At 72.1% G+C, this 14688-nt stretch carries 15 protein-coding genes and 1 pseudogene; 10 read left to right on the top strand and 6 right to left on the bottom strand.

The genetic code is table 11. The annotated features are described in order from the left end of the window. The first annotated feature begins 76 nt into the window (after positions 1-76). The 3 genes from ABZS69_RS16565 (at position 77) to ABZS69_RS16575 (ending at position 2897) form a co-directional block, all read left to right on the top strand. The gene (locus ABZS69_RS16565; protein ID WP_355372369.1) at positions 77-1783 is read left to right on the top strand and encodes an aromatic amino acid ammonia-lyase; all 1707 of its coding nucleotides are present in this window, start codon (positions 77-79) and stop codon (positions 1781-1783) included. A gap of 106 nt (positions 1784-1889) precedes the next feature. Continuing rightward, positions 1890-2354, top strand: coding sequence for a hypothetical protein (locus ABZS69_RS16570; RefSeq protein ID WP_355372372.1), 465 nt, complete (start codon positions 1890-1892; stop codon positions 2352-2354). A gap of 48 nt (positions 2355-2402) precedes the next feature. Beyond that, a complete protein-coding gene (locus ABZS69_RS16575) occupies positions 2403-2897 on the top strand; it encodes a GNAT family N-acetyltransferase (protein WP_355372375.1) in 495 nt (164 codons plus the stop codon). Positions 2898-2948: 51 nt separating this feature from the next. Here the strand turns inward: ABZS69_RS16575 and ABZS69_RS16580 are convergent, their stop codons facing one another. After that, complete coding sequence (locus tag ABZS69_RS16580) at positions 2949-3137, bottom strand: hypothetical protein (protein ID WP_355372377.1); 189 nt, start codon at positions 3135-3137, stop codon at positions 2949-2951. Between the two features lie 157 nt (positions 3138-3294). Here ABZS69_RS16580 and ABZS69_RS16585 point away from each other — a divergent pair, with 157 nt between their 5' ends. Genes ABZS69_RS16585 through ABZS69_RS16595 form a run of 3 tightly spaced genes read left to right on the top strand, consistent with a single transcriptional unit; the run spans position 3295 to position 6379 of the window. Next, positions 3295-3924: a TetR/AcrR family transcriptional regulator gene (locus ABZS69_RS16585; protein WP_355372379.1), complete on the top strand. Its 630-nt coding sequence runs from the start codon at positions 3295-3297 to the stop codon at positions 3922-3924. Next, a complete protein-coding gene (locus ABZS69_RS16590; RefSeq protein ID WP_355372382.1) occupies positions 3921-4811 on the top strand; it encodes an ABC transporter ATP-binding protein in 891 nt (296 codons plus the stop codon). The genes ABZS69_RS16585 and ABZS69_RS16590 overlap by 4 nt, the downstream gene beginning before the upstream one ends. Continuing rightward, entirely contained in the window at positions 4808-6379 is a 1572-nt protein-coding gene (locus tag ABZS69_RS16595) for a hypothetical protein (RefSeq protein WP_355372386.1), read from the top strand. The genes ABZS69_RS16590 and ABZS69_RS16595 overlap by 4 nt, the downstream gene beginning before the upstream one ends. 100 nt (positions 6380-6479) lie before the next feature. Here the strand turns inward: ABZS69_RS16595 and ABZS69_RS16600 are convergent, their stop codons facing one another. Continuing rightward, positions 6480-6869, bottom strand: a complete 390-nt coding sequence (locus ABZS69_RS16600) for a nuclear transport factor 2 family protein (RefSeq protein WP_355372389.1) — start codon at positions 6867-6869, stop codon at positions 6480-6482. Positions 6870-6955: 86 nt separating this feature from the next. Here ABZS69_RS16600 and ABZS69_RS16605 point away from each other — a divergent pair, with 86 nt between their 5' ends. Further along, a complete protein-coding gene (locus tag ABZS69_RS16605; RefSeq protein ID WP_355372392.1) occupies positions 6956-7849 on the top strand; it encodes a helix-turn-helix transcriptional regulator in 894 nt (297 codons plus the stop codon). Positions 7850-8113: 264 nt separating this feature from the next. Here ABZS69_RS16605 and ABZS69_RS16610 read toward each other — a convergent pair. Both ABZS69_RS16610 and ABZS69_RS16615 read right to left on the bottom strand, forming a co-directional pair. Continuing rightward, positions 8114-9064 (bottom strand): annotated as a pseudogene (locus ABZS69_RS16610) (aldehyde dehydrogenase family protein); the annotation flags it as partial. Beyond that, positions 9037-9360 (bottom strand): hypothetical protein, encoded by a 324-nt coding sequence (locus ABZS69_RS16615; RefSeq protein WP_355372394.1) that lies wholly within the window; start codon positions 9358-9360, stop codon positions 9037-9039. The gene ABZS69_RS16615 and the pseudogene ABZS69_RS16610, both read right to left, overlap by 28 nt. A gap of 299 nt (positions 9361-9659) precedes the next feature. Here ABZS69_RS16615 and ABZS69_RS16620 point away from each other — a divergent pair, with 299 nt between their 5' ends. Both ABZS69_RS16620 and ABZS69_RS16625 read left to right on the top strand, forming a co-directional pair. Then, positions 9660-11276, top strand: a complete 1617-nt coding sequence (locus ABZS69_RS16620; protein WP_355372397.1) for an IS200/IS605 family accessory protein TnpB-related protein — start codon at positions 9660-9662, stop codon at positions 11274-11276. A 61-nt stretch (positions 11277-11337) separates the two neighbouring features. Next, on the top strand, positions 11338-11919 hold the full coding sequence (locus tag ABZS69_RS16625; protein ID WP_355372400.1) for a hypothetical protein: 582 nt from the start codon (positions 11338-11340) through the stop codon (positions 11917-11919). Here ABZS69_RS16625 and ABZS69_RS16630 read toward each other — a convergent pair. Next, positions 11906-12190, bottom strand: coding sequence for a hypothetical protein (locus ABZS69_RS16630; protein WP_355372403.1), 285 nt, complete (start codon positions 12188-12190; stop codon positions 11906-11908). The genes ABZS69_RS16625 and ABZS69_RS16630 overlap by 14 nt on opposite strands. Positions 12191-12398: 208 nt before the next feature. Here ABZS69_RS16630 and ABZS69_RS16635 point away from each other — a divergent pair, with 208 nt between their 5' ends. Beyond that, positions 12399-13220, top strand: coding sequence for a lipase family protein (locus ABZS69_RS16635; RefSeq protein WP_355372405.1), 822 nt, complete (start codon positions 12399-12401; stop codon positions 13218-13220). Positions 13221-13279: 59 nt separating this feature from the next. Here ABZS69_RS16635 and ABZS69_RS16640 read toward each other — a convergent pair whose 3' ends face one another. Then, positions 13280-14653 carry an MFS transporter gene (locus ABZS69_RS16640; RefSeq protein ID WP_355372408.1) on the bottom strand — a complete coding sequence of 458 codons (1374 nt, stop codon included), beginning with the start codon at positions 14651-14653 and terminating at the stop codon, positions 13280-13282. Positions 14654-14688: the final 35 nt, after the last annotated feature.

Here is a 14688-nt window from a genome sequence, read left to right on the forward strand (position 1 = left end):
GCCGTCTTCTGCGTCCCCTCGTTCCGTGCCTAAAAGGGAGCGTTGCTGATCTACGTCGGGAAGACCGGGGGACACGTTGACGACCAAGGTTGGACGAATCGCCGCCGGTGTGGCTCTGCTCGCCGTCGTGTGCGTACCGGGGCAGGCCACCGCCACCCCCGAACGACGCCCGTCCACGGTGACGGCGCCCGCGGTGCCGCCGCAGGCGCCGCAGGCACTGAGCCTGGTGCTGGACGGCGGCTCCTTCTCCTTGCGGGACGCCTTCGCGATCCTCGCGGGCCGCCCCGTCACCGCGCAGCTCGCGGCGACCGTGCCGGCGGCCATGAACCGGACGCGCCAGGGGGCGCTCGCCGCCCTGACCACGCAGCGCGTGTACGGCTGGAACCAGGCGCTCGGCCCGCTCAAGGACCGCCCGCTCTCGCCAGAACAGGCCGAGCAGTTCCAGCGCAACGTCCTGCGCTCCCACGCCGCGGGCGTCGGCGAGCCGCTGTCCGACGACGTGGCCAGGCTGGCCCTGATCCTCAAAGCGAACCAGATGGCCAGGGGAACGTACGGTGTGCGGCCCGAGGTGCCCCAGCGCCTGCTGTCGATGGTCAACGCCGGAGTCATACCGCGGATGCCGCAGATCGGGTCGCTGGGCACCGGAGACCTGCAACCGCAGGCCGCCGCGGGACTGGCGGCGCTCGGCGAGGAGGCGCCCGTGCGCTACATGGGCAGGGAGGGGCCCGCCTCCGAGATCCTGCCGCAGGCCGGGCTGCCCAGGGAGTTCGTCTTCCAGGCAGGGGAGGCGCTGCCCATCATCAGCGGCAGCACCGTCGTGGCCGCCATGCTGATGGACGCCGTGTACCGGGCCACCGCGCTCGCCGACCAGGCGGAGGGCGCCTTCGCCCTGTTCATGGAGGCGACGAGGGCCGAGCAGGGGTCGCTCGACGCGCGTACCCACAAGGAACGCCACATTCCCGCGGAGGACGCGGTGGCCGCGCGGCTGCGTACGATGATCTCGGGCTCGGGCTGGATGACGGAGGAGGGCCGCAGGCGCCTCGACCCGGCGAACTACGAGCCGCGCATCCAGGACGCGGTGTCCGTGCGCGCGGCGCCGCACATCATGGCCGGGCTGCGGCACGTGCTGGCCGACCTGCGCCGCGCCCTGGTGCGGGAGGCCAACTCCTCGACCTCCAACCCGCTGGTCTTCCAGCGCGCGGACGGGCGCGGGTACGAGTTCGTGATGGGCGGCAACTGGGACGGCTCCGTCATGGGACACCTGGCCGACAGCCTGAACGCGGAGATCACCGACGTCGGGGTGCTGTCGCAGGAGCTGACCGGGCGGCTGCTGTCGCCCCGGTGGAGCTACGGCCTGCCGGCGAACCTCGCCGGCGGGACCGTCGGCCTCAACTCCGGCATGGTGCAGGTCCAGACGGTGGCCGCCGCGCTGATCCCGGAGATGCAGGCCAGAGCCACGCCGGCGGGAACGCTGTCCCGGCCGGTCAAGGACGGGCAGGAGGACCACAACACGATGGCGATGGCCTCGGTCAGGCACCTCCAGGAGAACCTGGACCGCCTCGCGATCATCCTGGCCGTCGAATACCTGATGGCGGCGCAGGGCATCGACCTCATCGCGCAGCAGATGGCGGGCCTGCCGCTCGGCGCCGTCACGCGGGCCCTGCACGCGGAGCTCAGGCGGTACGTCGCGCCTCTGGGCGACGACCGCTACATGACCCCTGACCTGGAGCGCGCCATCTGGCTCGTCCGCAACCGGCGCCTCATCCCGTCCGCCGCACGCTGATGGACGCCGGCGCCCCCTGGAACATACGCCCGACGGGCGGCCATCTTGATCGTGGGAAGTGCCGCGCTTGATCGGCTGTTGGCCCCGCGGCCCGTATGGTCCGGACATGCTTGCAGACACCGCTGGGGCGGACGCGGCCGGACCGTGGGGCGCTGCGGGGATGGCGTCGATCGGCATCGTGCTGCTGCTGGGAGCCTGCGCGGCACTGGTCCGGTGGAGGATCCGGCGCCGCGCCGCCCGCCGGGAACGGGCTCGCCAGGCCGTCCTGGCGCTGGCCACCGCGGTCGAGGACGTCCGCACGGGCATGCGCGACGCCACGACGCGGCAGGAGCGCGGCATCGCCCTGGCGCGGTGGCGATCTCGATGGATGTACGCCGCCGCCATGATCGCCCTCGTCGACCCCGCCGTCGCGAAGGACGTGCGAGCCCAAGGACGACGCCTGTACGCGGACCTCATGGCCGTCGAGGTGCTCGGCGCCGCCTGGCCGGTCGGCGGCATGCGGCGCGAGTCGGGCCAGCTCCTTCACGCCAGCGCCCGCGACCTCTACGCCCGCTGCTGCGGCCGAAACTGACGGGCCTCGGCGCTGCGGCGCGTCGGGCTCGATCGATAGAGTCGCGGTGTGCCCGACCTGATCGCGCCCGCCGCGCGGCTGCACACCGCCTGGCTCGACGCGCATGCCGAGTGGGGTCCCGGCGTTCACGAGGACGGCTTCGGGCTGCTGGCGACCGACGAGGTCGAGTCGCCGGCCGGGTTCGCGGCCTGGGTGGCGCGGTTGGCCGGCGAGCCGGCGTGCACGTACCGGTGGATCGTGGAAGATGACCAGGTGCTCGGCGGGATCGCGCTGAGGCACGGGTCCGGCGAGTTCGTGCGGTGGGCCGGCCACATCGGCTACGGGGTCCGGCCGTCCGCGCGCCGGCGCGGGCTGGCCGCCTGGGCGCTGGGCCGGATGCTCGACGAGGCGCGGGCACTCGGCATGGACCGGGTGCTGCTCGTCTGCGCGGCCGATAACGTCGCCTCGGTGAAGACGATCGAGCGCCACGGCGGCGTCCTCGAAGGCGTCCGGGACACCGCGCTCGGTCCTGCGCGACGCTACTGGATCAACGTGGCCGCCTGAAGACAAAGGCCGAGGGCCTGAACCCGTGAGGAGAGGTCCAGGCCCGGTGACTCAGCAGCCGTCGGTCACGTAGCAGCCCTTCACGTACCACTTGCCGCTGTAGTAGGCGCCGCTGGTGACCTTGCTCGTGCTGCCCACGGAGACCAGGCCGCCCGGCAGGTAGGAGCAGGACGAGGTGGAGCAGAAGTAGCCGTACACGCGGAAGTAGGTCTCAAGTCCGCTGGTGCACCTGACGCTCACGGAGTGGTCGGTGCTCGCGGTCTTGGAGCAGCCGCTCACGGCGGCCGCGGGGGAGGCGGTGCCGCCGATGAGGGCGGCGGCCCCGAGAACGGAGTATCTGTGGATTGTTCCTTGAACGCTTGCATGGCATCCAATACATCTGTATAGAATCTTGGACGTGCGACCAATATCTGAAGAGGACCTCACAACGCGGGCCCGCATCCGGGACGCCGCGATGGCGTTGTTCGCCGAGCAAGGGGTCAAGGCCACCACGATCCGCGGGATCGCCGAGGCGGCCAAGGTCTCGCCCGGCCTGGTGCAGCACCACTTCGGCACCAAGGAGGCGCTGAGGGAGGCCTGCGACGAGTACGTCCTCAGCTACGTACGCGAGCAGGTCACCGCGGGCGTCAGCGACCACAACCTGGAAAAGCCCGAATTCATCGAGCACGTCCACCGCACCGCGCCGCCCCTGATGAAATACCTCGGCCGCGCGCTCGTGGAGGGCTCCCCGGCGGCCGCGGCCATGTTCGACGACCTCGTGAGCGTGACCGAGCAGCATCTCGCCAACGACGACCAGCACTCCGAGGCCGACCACCGCGCCCGCGCGACCGTGCTGACGGCGATGAAGCTCGGCATCACGGTGCTGCACGAGCACGTCTCCCGCGCGCTCGGCACGGACCTCTACGCCCCGCAGGGCGCGCTGCGCGTCGGCAAGGCCCAGCTTGACCTGATCAAACCGGAATTCCTCGGCCGCGAGCTGTTCGAACAGGCGCGTACGGGGCTCGAGAAGTTCGAGGGACAACAATGAACGCCGCGGTACACGTCGACGGCCTGGTCAAGACCTTCGGCCAGGCCAGAGCCCTGGACGGGCTCGACCTCACCGTCAAGACGGGGGAGGTGCACGGCTTCCTCGGCCCCAACGGGGCGGGCAAGACCACCACGATCCGCATCCTGCTGGGCCAGATGCGCGCCGACGGCGGCCGGATCGAGCTGCTCGGCGGCGACCCCTGGCACGACGCCACCGAGCTGCACCGAAGGCTCGCCTACGTGCCCGGCGACGTCACCCTGTGGCCCTCGCTCACCGGTGGCGAGGTCATCGACCTCCTGGGCCGGGTACGAGGCGGCCTCGACCCCGCGCGGCGTGCCGAACTGCTCGACCGGTTCGAACTCGACCCGCGCAAGAAATGCCGCACCTACTCCAAGGGCAACCGGCAGAAGGTGGCGCTGGTGGCCGCCTTCGCCTCCGACGTGGAGCTGCTGGTGCTGGACGAGCCGACCTCCGGCCTGGACCCGCTGATGGAGGCGGTCTTCAACGACTGCGTCCTGCACGAGAAGCGCGACGGCCGCACCGTGCTGCTGTCCAGCCACATCCTCTCCGAGGTCGAGACGCTGTGCGACCGGGTCAGCATCATCCGCGCCGGCCGTACCGTCGAGTCCGGCAGCCTGGCCGACCTGCGCCACCTCACCCGCACCTCGGTGACGGCCGAGCTGATCGGGCCCGCGCCCGGCCTGGCCGCGCTGCCCGGCGTACACGATCTGACCATGGACGGCGCCCGGCTGCGCTGCCAGGTGGACGGCGGCGCGCTCACCGCGGTGCTCGCCGAGCTGGCCAGGGCGGGCGTACGCACCCTGACCACGCAGCCGCCGACGCTGGAGGAGCTGTTCCTGCGCCACTACGAGGGAGCCGCAGCATGACCGGCACCTGGGTGCTGATCCGGCTCATCCTGCGCAGGGACCGCGTGCTGCTGGCGGTGTGGATCGCGATCACCGCGCTGATGCCGGCGAGCATCGCCTCCGCCACCACCGACCTGTACGCCGACCAGGCCGCCCGCGACGCCTTCGCGGCGGCCTCGTCGAGCAACCCCGCGCAGCTGGCCATGCGCGGGCACATCTACGACTCGAGCGTCGGCGGCCTGACCGCCTGGACGCTCGGCTCGTCCCTCGCGCTGATCGGCGGGCTGATCAGCATCCTGCTGCTGACCAGGCACACCCGGGTCGAGGAGGAGACCGGCCGGCGCGAGCTGCTGTCGTCGGGCGTCATCGGCCGCCACGCCCCGCTGGCCGCCGCGCTCGCGGTCGTGCTGGCCGCCAACCTGCTGCTGGGCCTGCTGTCGGTGCTCAGCCTGGTCGGCAACGGCCTGCCCGCGGGCTCCTCGCTGCTGTTCGGGCTGTCCATCGCCGGGGGCGGCTGGGCGTTCACGGCCGTGGCCGCGGTCACCGCGCAGCTCACCTCGTCGTCCGGTACGGCGCGCGGCATCGCGATGGCCGTCGGCGGCCTGCTCTTCGCGGTGCGTTCGCTGGCCGACAGCGGCGGCATCGGCTGGCTCGCCTGGCTGTCGCCGTTCGGCTGGGTCCGGCTGACCAAGCCCTACGCCGACGACCATTGGTGGGTGCTGGGGGTGATCGCGCTGTTCGTCGCCGCCGTGGTGACGGCCGCCTTCGTGCTGTCCACCCGGCGTGACGTGGCCGGCGGCCTGATGCCCGTCCGCCAGGGGCCCGCCACCGGAGCGCTGCCTGGCGCGTTCGGCCTGGCCGGGCGGCTGCACCGGAGCACGCTCGCGGGCTTCGCGATCGGGTTCGGGCTGCTGGGCGCCATGCTCGGCGTGTCGGCGCGCGGGCTGGACAGCCAGCTGGACACACCGCAGTTCCAGCAGCTGGCCGCGACCGTCGGCGGCTCCGGCGCCCGCATCTCGGACGTGTTCTTCACGTTCGTGATGTACGTGCTCAGCCAGCTCGTCACGGGCGCGGCCCTGGTGTCGGCGCTGCGCGCCCGCGGCGAGGAGGCGGCCGGCCGGGCCGAACTCCTGCTGTCCACCCCCGTCGGCCGGCTGCGCTGGGCGCTGAGCCACCTGGTGTTCGCCGTCGTGAGCCCGGCGCTGCTGCTGGCCGTGCTGGGCGCGGCTGCGGGGCTCACCTACGACGGCGACGTGGTCCGCGTGGCCGGGGCCACGCTGGCGTACCTGCCCGCGGTCTGGACCGTGGTCGGGATCGCGACGCTGGTGTTCGGCCTGCTGCCACGGCTGGCGGTGGCCGTGAGCTGGACCGCGCTGGGCCTCTTCCTGGTCGTGGACCTGCTGGCGGAGTTCAAGCTGGCCACCGGGGCCGTCCTGGAGCTTTCGCCGTTCGTGCACGTGCCGGCGATGCTGCTGGGCGACGCCTCCTCGTCGGTGGCGCCGCTGCTGGGCCTGACCGCGGTGGCCGCCGCGCTGGCCGCGGCGGGCCTGGTGTTCCTGGGCCGCCGCAACCTGGTGCCGTCCGCCTGAACGCGCGCGCGCACGGTGCCGCTGTCACTCGCTCAGGCGAGGCTTCTCCGGGGCGGTCGGGGTGTCGGTTCAAGGACATTCCGGCCGCCCCTGGCCGGGGTCAGTGGCCGGTGGGTTCCCACCAGGTGAGGTTGGCGGTCGCCTGGGCCACCGGCTCGATGATCTCCCACGCCTCGGCGATCAGCCCGTCGTCGAGCCGCCAGATGTCGACGACCGCGATCTCCGGGCCGGCCCCGGGCAGCCGGCGCCGGGAGTACATCACGACGTGATCGCCGTCGGCCAGCACGTGCTGGACCTCGACCCGCATGCCGGCGAGCGGGACGAGCGCGGCGCCGACGGCGGCGAGCCATTCGGCCTTGGTCGACGAGGTCGAGTCCGGCCGGTGGTGGACGAAGTCTTCGCGAAGCAACGGTTCCAGCGCGGCGACGTCGCCGGTCTCGACCAGTCCCGCCAGGGCCCGCTGGACGATGCTCTTGTTCTCAGTGGTCATGGCGGCAGTGTTCCGGCCGCCGCGACGGGTGTCGATGAACTCCCATTTCATGGCGCATCGCGGCACGAGGAGTAGCATCGGCGGTCATGCACACGGTCGGAGAGCTGCTGCGGCAGTGGCGGCACCGCCGGCGTCTGAGCCAGCTCGATCTCGCGATCGCCGCCGACGTCTCGGCTCGTCACGTCAGCCTGGTGGAGACCGGCAAGTCCAACCCGAGCGCCGACATGATCCTCCGGCTCGCGGATCAGCTCGATGTGCCGCTGCGTGAGCGCAACCGGCTGTTGCTCGCCGCCGGCTTCGCACCCCGGTACGCCGAGCGGCCGCCCGGCGGGGAGGCGCTGTCGACGGCCTGGGGCGCGGTCGAGAGGGTGCTCCGTGCGCACGAGCCGTACCCGGCGCTGGTCCACGATCGCCGGTGGAACATCGTGATGAGCAACCGCGCTCTCGACCCGTTCCTCGCGGACGTCGCGCCCGAGCTGCTGCGACCGCCGATCAACCTGGTGCGGCTGGGGCTGGACCCGCGTGGGCTCGCTCCGCGGATCGTCAATCTGGCCGAGGTGCGTGCGGTGCTCCGCGCCCGGATCGGGCGTCAGCTCGCCGCCGCCCCCGACCCCGAGCTCGCCGGGCTCTACGAGGAACTGCTGGCGCCCGGCCCCGAGGACGTGAGCCGCCCGGTCGAGTCCGAGGTCGTGATCTCGATGATCTTCCGCTTCGGCGGGCGGGAACTGCGGCTGTTCTCGACCACCACCACGTTCGGCACCCCGACGGACATCACGCTGGACGAGATCGCGATCGAGTCGTACTACCCGGTGGACGCGGAGAGCGCCGCCTACTTCACCAAGGCCCGAGCCGACCGGTCAGGGGGCGAGGTGGTCGCTCGGCACGACCACGTACTGCCGCAGATACAGGTCGCGGAAGCTCACCGGCCCCCGCGGGCCGGGCACCCGGTCGATGTTGATGCCGGTCTCCGGCAGCCGTAGCAGCTTGAACCCGTCCAGCAGCCGCGTGGTGGAGTTCCAGAAGACCCCGGAGCCGGTGTAGGCGTCGATGAACCGCGTGGCGGCGGCCGGGTCCTCGGACGCGACGGCGGCGGCCAGCCCCGAGGTCTCCTCGTTGGCGATCCGGGCCGCGTGGAGCGGGCCGTCGGCGACGTCGACGGTCACGGTGGCCGCGCGGTCCGGGTCGAGCGACCACTCGTACCCGCGGGGGTGGGCGTGCGGGGGGAGGGACGCGGTGATGTCGAGGTGGTCCAGGAGTTCGAGGACGCGGGGCAGCCGCTCGTCGTAGCCGGACCGGTCGATGAGCAGCAGGTTGAGCCGGTTGCACACGCCGAGCCGGTCGAGGCTGTCGGCGATGAGCCGGTGGACGGTGTCGTCGGTCGCGCTGGGGTGCACGTACAGGACGCCGCCGCCGTCGGCGTGGGCGAGGGTGCGCACGCCGTGCCGGGCGGCCTCGCGGCCGAGGTCGCGGGTGCTGTCGCCGCTGCCGCGCAGGATGACCAGCGGGATGAGCTCGGGCAGGGCCACCAGCGCGTACGCCGCCGCGCGGTCCTCGCTGGGGACGAGCTGGACGGCGTCCGGGTCGAGCCCGGCTTCGCCGAGGGCCGGCGCGACGACGTGGCCGACGATGGCCTGGGACGAGCGCAGCGCGGCGGAGCCCGTGCGCAGGACGCCCGCGTTGCGTGATTTGAGGAGCTGGGAGGCGATGTCGAGGGTGACGTTGGGGCGGGCTTCGAAGTTGGCGCCGATGACGCCGACGGGGCGGCGGCGCTCCAGCAGGGTGAGGTGGTCCGGGCGCCTTTCGAGGACCTTGTCGCGGGGCTCGTACGGCACGTCGGCCAGGGTGCGCAGCTCCGCGGCCATGGCGTCGAGCCGGTCGGGGGTCAGACGCAGGCGGTCCTGGAGGGCGGGGGACATTCCGGCGGAGGCGGCCGCGGCGAGGTCCTGCTCGTTGGCGGAGATGAGGGTGTGCCGGGCGGTCCTGAGCCGTTCGGCCATGCCGCGCAGCGCCGTGTCGATGCCGGTGTCCGTCGCGCGCTCGAGGGAGGGACAGCTCTGCCTGGCCCTGGTCGCGCAGGCGCGCACGGTGTCTTCGACGCTGGTCAAGGATGTCCTTTCGGCGGCGGGGCGCGGGATGGGGCTGATCGTAGCATTGTTCAACAATCCTCTTACTGAACGCCCACGAGAACCGGCCATCCGCCCTGCCGGGTGAAGGCCGCGGCGGTGGGCATGCGTAGTTCGAGGCGTTCGCCCCGGGCCCTGGCGAGGAGGCGGAAGTCGCCGAGCAGGCGGTCGCCCACCGTCACGGAGCGGTCGACGCGCAACGACTCCAGCACCCACATGTGGGCGTCGAAGATCTGCTGGACGGTGAATTCCGCCTCCCGCCCGTTCGGGATCAGCTGGGTGAGCAGGCGGGTTTTGAGACTGTGGACGTAGGCGATGGCGTTGCCGGGCATTTTCGCGGCGATCGCGGGATTCTTGGGAATGACCATGGCCATGCCTTCCCGGTGAGCAGCGGGCCGGTCGCGATCCGCATGCTGTCGCGCCGGTGCGCACCCCTCCCGGACTCCGGCTCAGTCTGTGGAGCTACGCTGCGCATCCCCCGAGACTTGTCGCGCACATGTTCTACCCGGCAGGGTCAACTCTTGGTATCGTTACGGCAACTCAGCGTGAAATCCCGGGGGTGAGCCAGTCATGTCGGCGTGCTTCGGCCGCGATCCAGCAGCGCTGACCGCCCGTGCGCGTCGGCCGGTCACCGACCGCACTGGCATCATGCCGGAGCACCTTCAGCATGGCTGAGCTGCGCCCGATCGCGCCCGCCTTCGTCGTGCCCGGCCCGTCCGGCGTCGCCGTCCGCGACCGGCTCAAACACCTCACCTCGGAGGATGACAAGATGTTGCGCCTGGTCGGCGCGCATTTGGGCGCGCTGGCCTCCGCCGACCTGAAGACCAGGTGCGCCGACAGGCTGGAGCACTGCGCCGACACCTGGGCGGCCCGCAAGCGCGACCTGACCGCGCAGTCGTCGGCGCGCTGGGCTGGGGCCATCACCAAGTCGTCCCACGATCAGTGGGCGCTGGCCCGCCGCGGCCAGGCCGACCACATCCGCGACCTCCAGGCCGCCATCGCCACGATCACCCGTCGGCTGTCCCTGCCCGTCGGGACGAAGGGCACCGGCAAGGAGCCGGGCGGCTACCGCTCCGGGCGGGAGTGGTTCGCCAAGTCCCGCCGCTTACACCTGCTGCACGATCGGCTGAAGCGGCGGCGGGCCGACCAGCAGACCGGGTGGGTCCGTGTGGTGCGGGGCGGCAAACGGCTCGCCCGGACCCGGCACCACCTGGAGGCCGCCGGGCTCACCGAGGACGGGTGGCGGCAGCGGTGGGAGGCCGAGCGCTGGTTTCTGGCCGCCGACGGCGAGTCCGGCAAACGCTACGGCAACGAGACCATCCGCGTCACCCCGACCGGCGAGGTGTCGATCAAGCTGCCCGCGCCGCTGGCGCACCTGGCGAACGCGCCGCACGGCCGCTATGCGCTGGCCTGCCGGGTGGCCTTCGCCCACCGGGGTGTGGCATGGCGGGATCGTATCGAGGCTAACCGGGCGGTGGCCTACCGCATCCACCTGGACGCGCAACGCGGACGCTGGTACATCACCGCCTCCTGGCAGCTTCCTGCAGCCCCGACTGTGCCCCTCTCGGCTGCGCTCGCCGCAGGCGTGATCGGCGTGGACACCAACGCCGATCACCTGGCCGCCTGGCGTCTGGATGCCCACGGCAACCCGATCGGCAACCCCCGCCGCTTCACCTACGACCTGTCCGGCAACGCCGAGCATCGCGACGCCCAGGTCCGCCACGCCCTGACCCGGCTGCTGCACTGGGCTAAAACCTGCGGCGTGCACACCATCGCCATCGAAGACCTCGACTTCGAAGCCGACAAGACCCGGGAAAAGCACGGCCGCCGCAAACGCTTCCGCAAGCTGATCTCCGGCATGCCCACGAGCAGGCTGCGCGCCCGACTGACGTCAATGGCCGACCAGAGCGGGATCGCGATCATCGCCGCCGACCCCGCCTACACCTCCAAATGGGGTGCTCAGCACTGGCAGGCCCCACTGACCGGCAAGACCCGCACTACCAGCCGCCACGACGCAGCCGCCGTGGCGATCGGCAGACGTGCCCAAGGGCATGCGATCCGGCGTCGGACGGCACCGCCCCCTGCTCACCGGAGCGATGGGCAGGGGCATCGGACCGTCCAGGCCGGACCGGACGCCCGCGGGCGTGAGGGACCCCGCCCCCGCATCCCCGGACCACGGACGCGATCCGTGCCGCCCGGACGCGGCGCGAACGCGGGCGACCAGAACGCTCACCACCGTTCGGAGCGTTCGGCTGAGCACGTGCCACTTATGCTCAGTCCATAGGAACGGTAGGTCACGAAGGTCATGTGCTCCCACTCGAAGAAGCGCACGTACGGTCCCGGCGATGCCGGCCGGGGCGACCTCGCCCTTGGTGTGGGGGACGCGGCCGTCCAGCGGGATCGGCGGCAGCGGGACGGTGCCGCCCGTCCCGAGCGTGCCCCAGCCGGTCGTGACGGGGGTCTGCACGGTGACGAGCGCCTCGCCGACGCGCAGGAAGGACTGGCGCACCGGGTGTCCCGCGACCGTTTCCAGCTGGGTCACCGTCGTGGCCAGGTCGGCTTCGAGCCGGTGGGTGAGCCGGTCGAGGGGCACGGCGGTCAGGTCGAGGCCGCGTTCGGTGAGCAGCGTACGGGTGGCCGCGGACAGCTGCTGGTTGGCCGTCGGCAGCAGCACGAACCCGACCTCGGGCGTCGGGGTCGGCCGGAACTCCGTGCGGCCGCGCAGCACCGGGGCGGGCGTCTGCAACAGGGACTGCGCGACCGGCGCGCTGACCACGTCGGTGGTCCCGCCGGTCGGCTCCTCGTCGCCCGCGCCCGCGCCGCCCGTGTCCGCCTCCCCGATGATCGGCGGGGACGGGGCCACCCGCTCGCGCAGGTTGCCGTGGAAGGCGCTCAGCGCCGTGGCCATGTTCGTCAGCCGCACCTGAGCCACACGTCGACGTTCTCCATCTCGTCCAGGCGCGCGGTGAGCCGGTCGAGCTCGGCGCCCAGCGGGGTGTCGGCCGGGTCCCCGATGAAGTCCGGCCCCGCCACGTACGCGGTGGCGGCCGCTTCTATGGCGGTACGCCGCTGGGCCGCCCCGACGGCCTCGCGCAGCGACTGCTGGAACGGCGTGTCCTGGCCCAGCGGGATGCTGGGATTGCCCGGGTCCTGGGCCACGGCCGGCCGGGTGAGCATCAATCGGAAGAGATTCTCCATGGGCTTGTTTTCCTCCGCCCCCGTTTTTTCGAGGCGCCGTGTTCGTGCGGCGCCCCCCCTGTGCTGACTAAGGCGTTCCATGCCGTTCCGGCCGGAGACAGGAGACGTATCGGGCCGACGCGGGCGTGGCACCACAAGCCCGTACGATCCCGCGTGATAGATGTGAGTCGTACGCCGGACCAGCAGCTCCCCCCACCGAGGGGGACACATGACCACGATCAGCTTCGATCACGCGGCCACCGGCTACAGCCTGGCGCACGCGCGCTGCCTGGCCTACGCCGCTGAGCTGGCCTACAAGGACGAGCAGCGGGTCGAGGCTGTGGCGAACAGCTGGGGCTTCGACCGCGTGGCCTCTTTCCGCGTGCCGCACGTCCCGCCGTTCCCGCTGGTGGACACGCAGGCGTACATCGCGGCCAACGATCGCATGATCATCGCGGCGTTCCGCGGCACCCAGCCAGAGGAACTGCGCGACTGGCTGTCGGACGCCAACACGCTGCTGACGCCGTACGCCGCGGGGAGCGGCATGATCCACTCCGGCTTCTACCGCGCCCTGGACGTGGTGCACCCGGCCATGCTGGACACGCTGGAGGACTGGCGCACCGACGGGCAGTCACTGTGGTTCACCGGGCACAGCCTGGGCGGCGCGCTGGCCATGCTGGCGGCGACGCGTACGTACTTCGAGGACCCGAGCCTGCTGGCCGACGGGGTCTACACCTTCGGCCAGCCCCGCACCTGCTGCCCGGTGCTGGCCGCCGCCTACGACAAGGCGTTCCGGGGGCGGATGTTCCGCTTCGTCAACAACAACGACGTCGTCGCCCAGCTCCCGCCGCCGCCGCTGTTCCAGCACGTGGCCGAGGAGCGTTACTTCGACGCCAAGGGCAAGTTGCGGGACAAGAAGATGCCGCTCGTGGCGGGCCTGGCCGACCGGCTCAACGGCCGCACCGCCGACGTGCTGGCGCCCGGCACCGACGGGGTGCGCGACCACTTCATCAACGCCTACCTGGCGAACTTCGACGCCAACCTCCGCTGAGCCGCCACGCGTCGTACCCGCCGGTGGGGCCGGGCGCGCTCAACGGGGCGGCGCCGGGCCTAAGCGCGGCCGGTCACCACGTCGCCGGCCGTGCGGGGGAGAAGCAGCGCGGGGATCGCCAGGAGGGCCAGGAGGATCGAGAGCAGGACGAAAGCCACGCGGTACGGCCCGGCGGCGCCCGCTGCCACGGGGACCGCCTCGCCCAGCCGGACGAGCAGCGCGCCGACGGCCACGCCGAGGCCCGCGCCCAGCTCCTGCAGCGTCGACAGCAGCGTGTTGGCGTGGTTCATCCGGTTCTGGTCGACGTCGGCGAAGGCCACGCTGTTGTACGCGGTGAACCCCGTCGACCGGACGATCCCGCTCACCAGCAGCAGCGCGAGGATCACCGGCAGCGGGGTCGTGGCCTGGAGGAAGGCCATCCCGAACAGGCAAACGGCGCCGATCGCGATCGACCAGAGCAGGATGGCGCGGATCCCGAGCCGGCGCATCAGCGGCGTGGTGGCGGGCTTGATCCCGACGTTCCCCACGAACAGCGCGATCACCACCAGCCCTGCCTGCGCCGCCGACCAGCCGAACCCCAGCTGGAAGAGCAGCGGCAGCACGAAGGGGATCGCGATGATCACGCCGCGGTAGACCGACCCGCTCGCCGCCGTGGCCCGGAACGTCGTCACCCGCAGGATCCGCAGGTCGACGAGCGGGCGCGGAGCCCGCAACAGGTGCCGCACCGCCAGCCCGAGGCCCGCGCAGGCGACCGCCAGCGCCACCGCCGTCGCCGGGCCGAACCCCGAGCCGAGCCCCTCCAGCCCCACGATCAGCCCGGCGACACCCACCGCGATGAGCGCGAACCCCGGGCGGTCCAGCGGGTCCGGGGCGTCGGGGCGCAGGTCGGGCACGATCCGCAGCGCCACGAACAGGGCCACGAGCCCGAGGGGCACGTTGATCACGAAGATCCACCGCCAGGACGCGTAGTCGGCCAGCAACCCGCCGATGACCGGGGCCAGCACCGGCGCGAACAGGCCCGGCCAGGTCAGGTACGCGATCGCCCGGACCAGATCGGACTTCTCCGTCGTCCGCAGCACCACGAGCCGCCCGACCGGCACCATCATCGCCCCGCCCGCCCCCTGCACCACCCGCGCGACCGTGAGCACGGGCAGGTTCGGGGCCATCGCGCAGGCGAGAGAGGCCAGTACGAACAGCGCGATCGCCGCCGTGAACACCCGGCGCGGGCCGAACCGGTCGGCCAGCCAGCCGCTGATCGGTATCAGCACGCCGATGGTGAGCACGTACGCGGTGATCGCGACGTTGACGTCGATCGGCGCGATCCCGAGCTCCGCGGCGATGTGCGGCGCGGCGGGGGTGATCACCGTGCCGTCGAGTATCTCCATGAAGAACGCGCCGGCGACCAGTAACGCCAGACCTCTCTGGAATTCCACGTCGGCAAGGGTATAGACAGCACAAAACCGGCAAT

The sequence above is a fragment of the Nonomuraea sp. NPDC005650 genome, from assembly GCF_040605375.1.
Classification (GTDB): Bacteria; Actinomycetota; Actinomycetes; order Streptosporangiales; family Streptosporangiaceae; genus Nonomuraea.

What these genes read in the sequence shown, in the direction of transcription:
- ABZS69_RS16635 (WP_355372405.1), top strand. Translation starts at nt 12,399, where the DNA reads ATGACCACGATCAGCTTCGATCACGCGGCCACCGGCTACAGCCTGGCG.
- ABZS69_RS16600 (WP_355372389.1), bottom strand. Translation starts at nt 6,869, where the DNA reads ATGACCACTGAGAACAAGAGCATCGTCCAGCGGGCCCTGGCGGGACTG.
- ABZS69_RS16605 (WP_355372392.1), top strand. Translation starts at nt 6,956, where the DNA reads ATGCACACGGTCGGAGAGCTGCTGCGGCAGTGGCGGCACCGCCGGCGT.
- ABZS69_RS16595 (WP_355372386.1), top strand. Translation starts at nt 4,808, where the DNA reads ATGACCGGCACCTGGGTGCTGATCCGGCTCATCCTGCGCAGGGACCGC.
- ABZS69_RS16620 (WP_355372397.1), top strand. Translation starts at nt 9,660, where the DNA reads ATGGCTGAGCTGCGCCCGATCGCGCCCGCCTTCGTCGTGCCCGGCCCG.
- ABZS69_RS16625 (WP_355372400.1), top strand. Translation starts at nt 11,338, where the DNA reads ATGCCGGCCGGGGCGACCTCGCCCTTGGTGTGGGGGACGCGGCCGTCC.
- ABZS69_RS16590 (WP_355372382.1), top strand. Translation starts at nt 3,921, where the DNA reads ATGAACGCCGCGGTACACGTCGACGGCCTGGTCAAGACCTTCGGCCAG.
- ABZS69_RS16630 (WP_355372403.1), bottom strand. Translation starts at nt 12,190, where the DNA reads ATGGAGAATCTCTTCCGATTGATGCTCACCCGGCCGGCCGTGGCCCAG.
- ABZS69_RS16570 (WP_355372372.1), top strand. Translation starts at nt 1,890, where the DNA reads ATGCTTGCAGACACCGCTGGGGCGGACGCGGCCGGACCGTGGGGCGCT.
- ABZS69_RS16615 (WP_355372394.1), bottom strand. Translation starts at nt 9,360, where the DNA reads ATGGTCATTCCCAAGAATCCCGCGATCGCCGCGAAAATGCCCGGCAAC.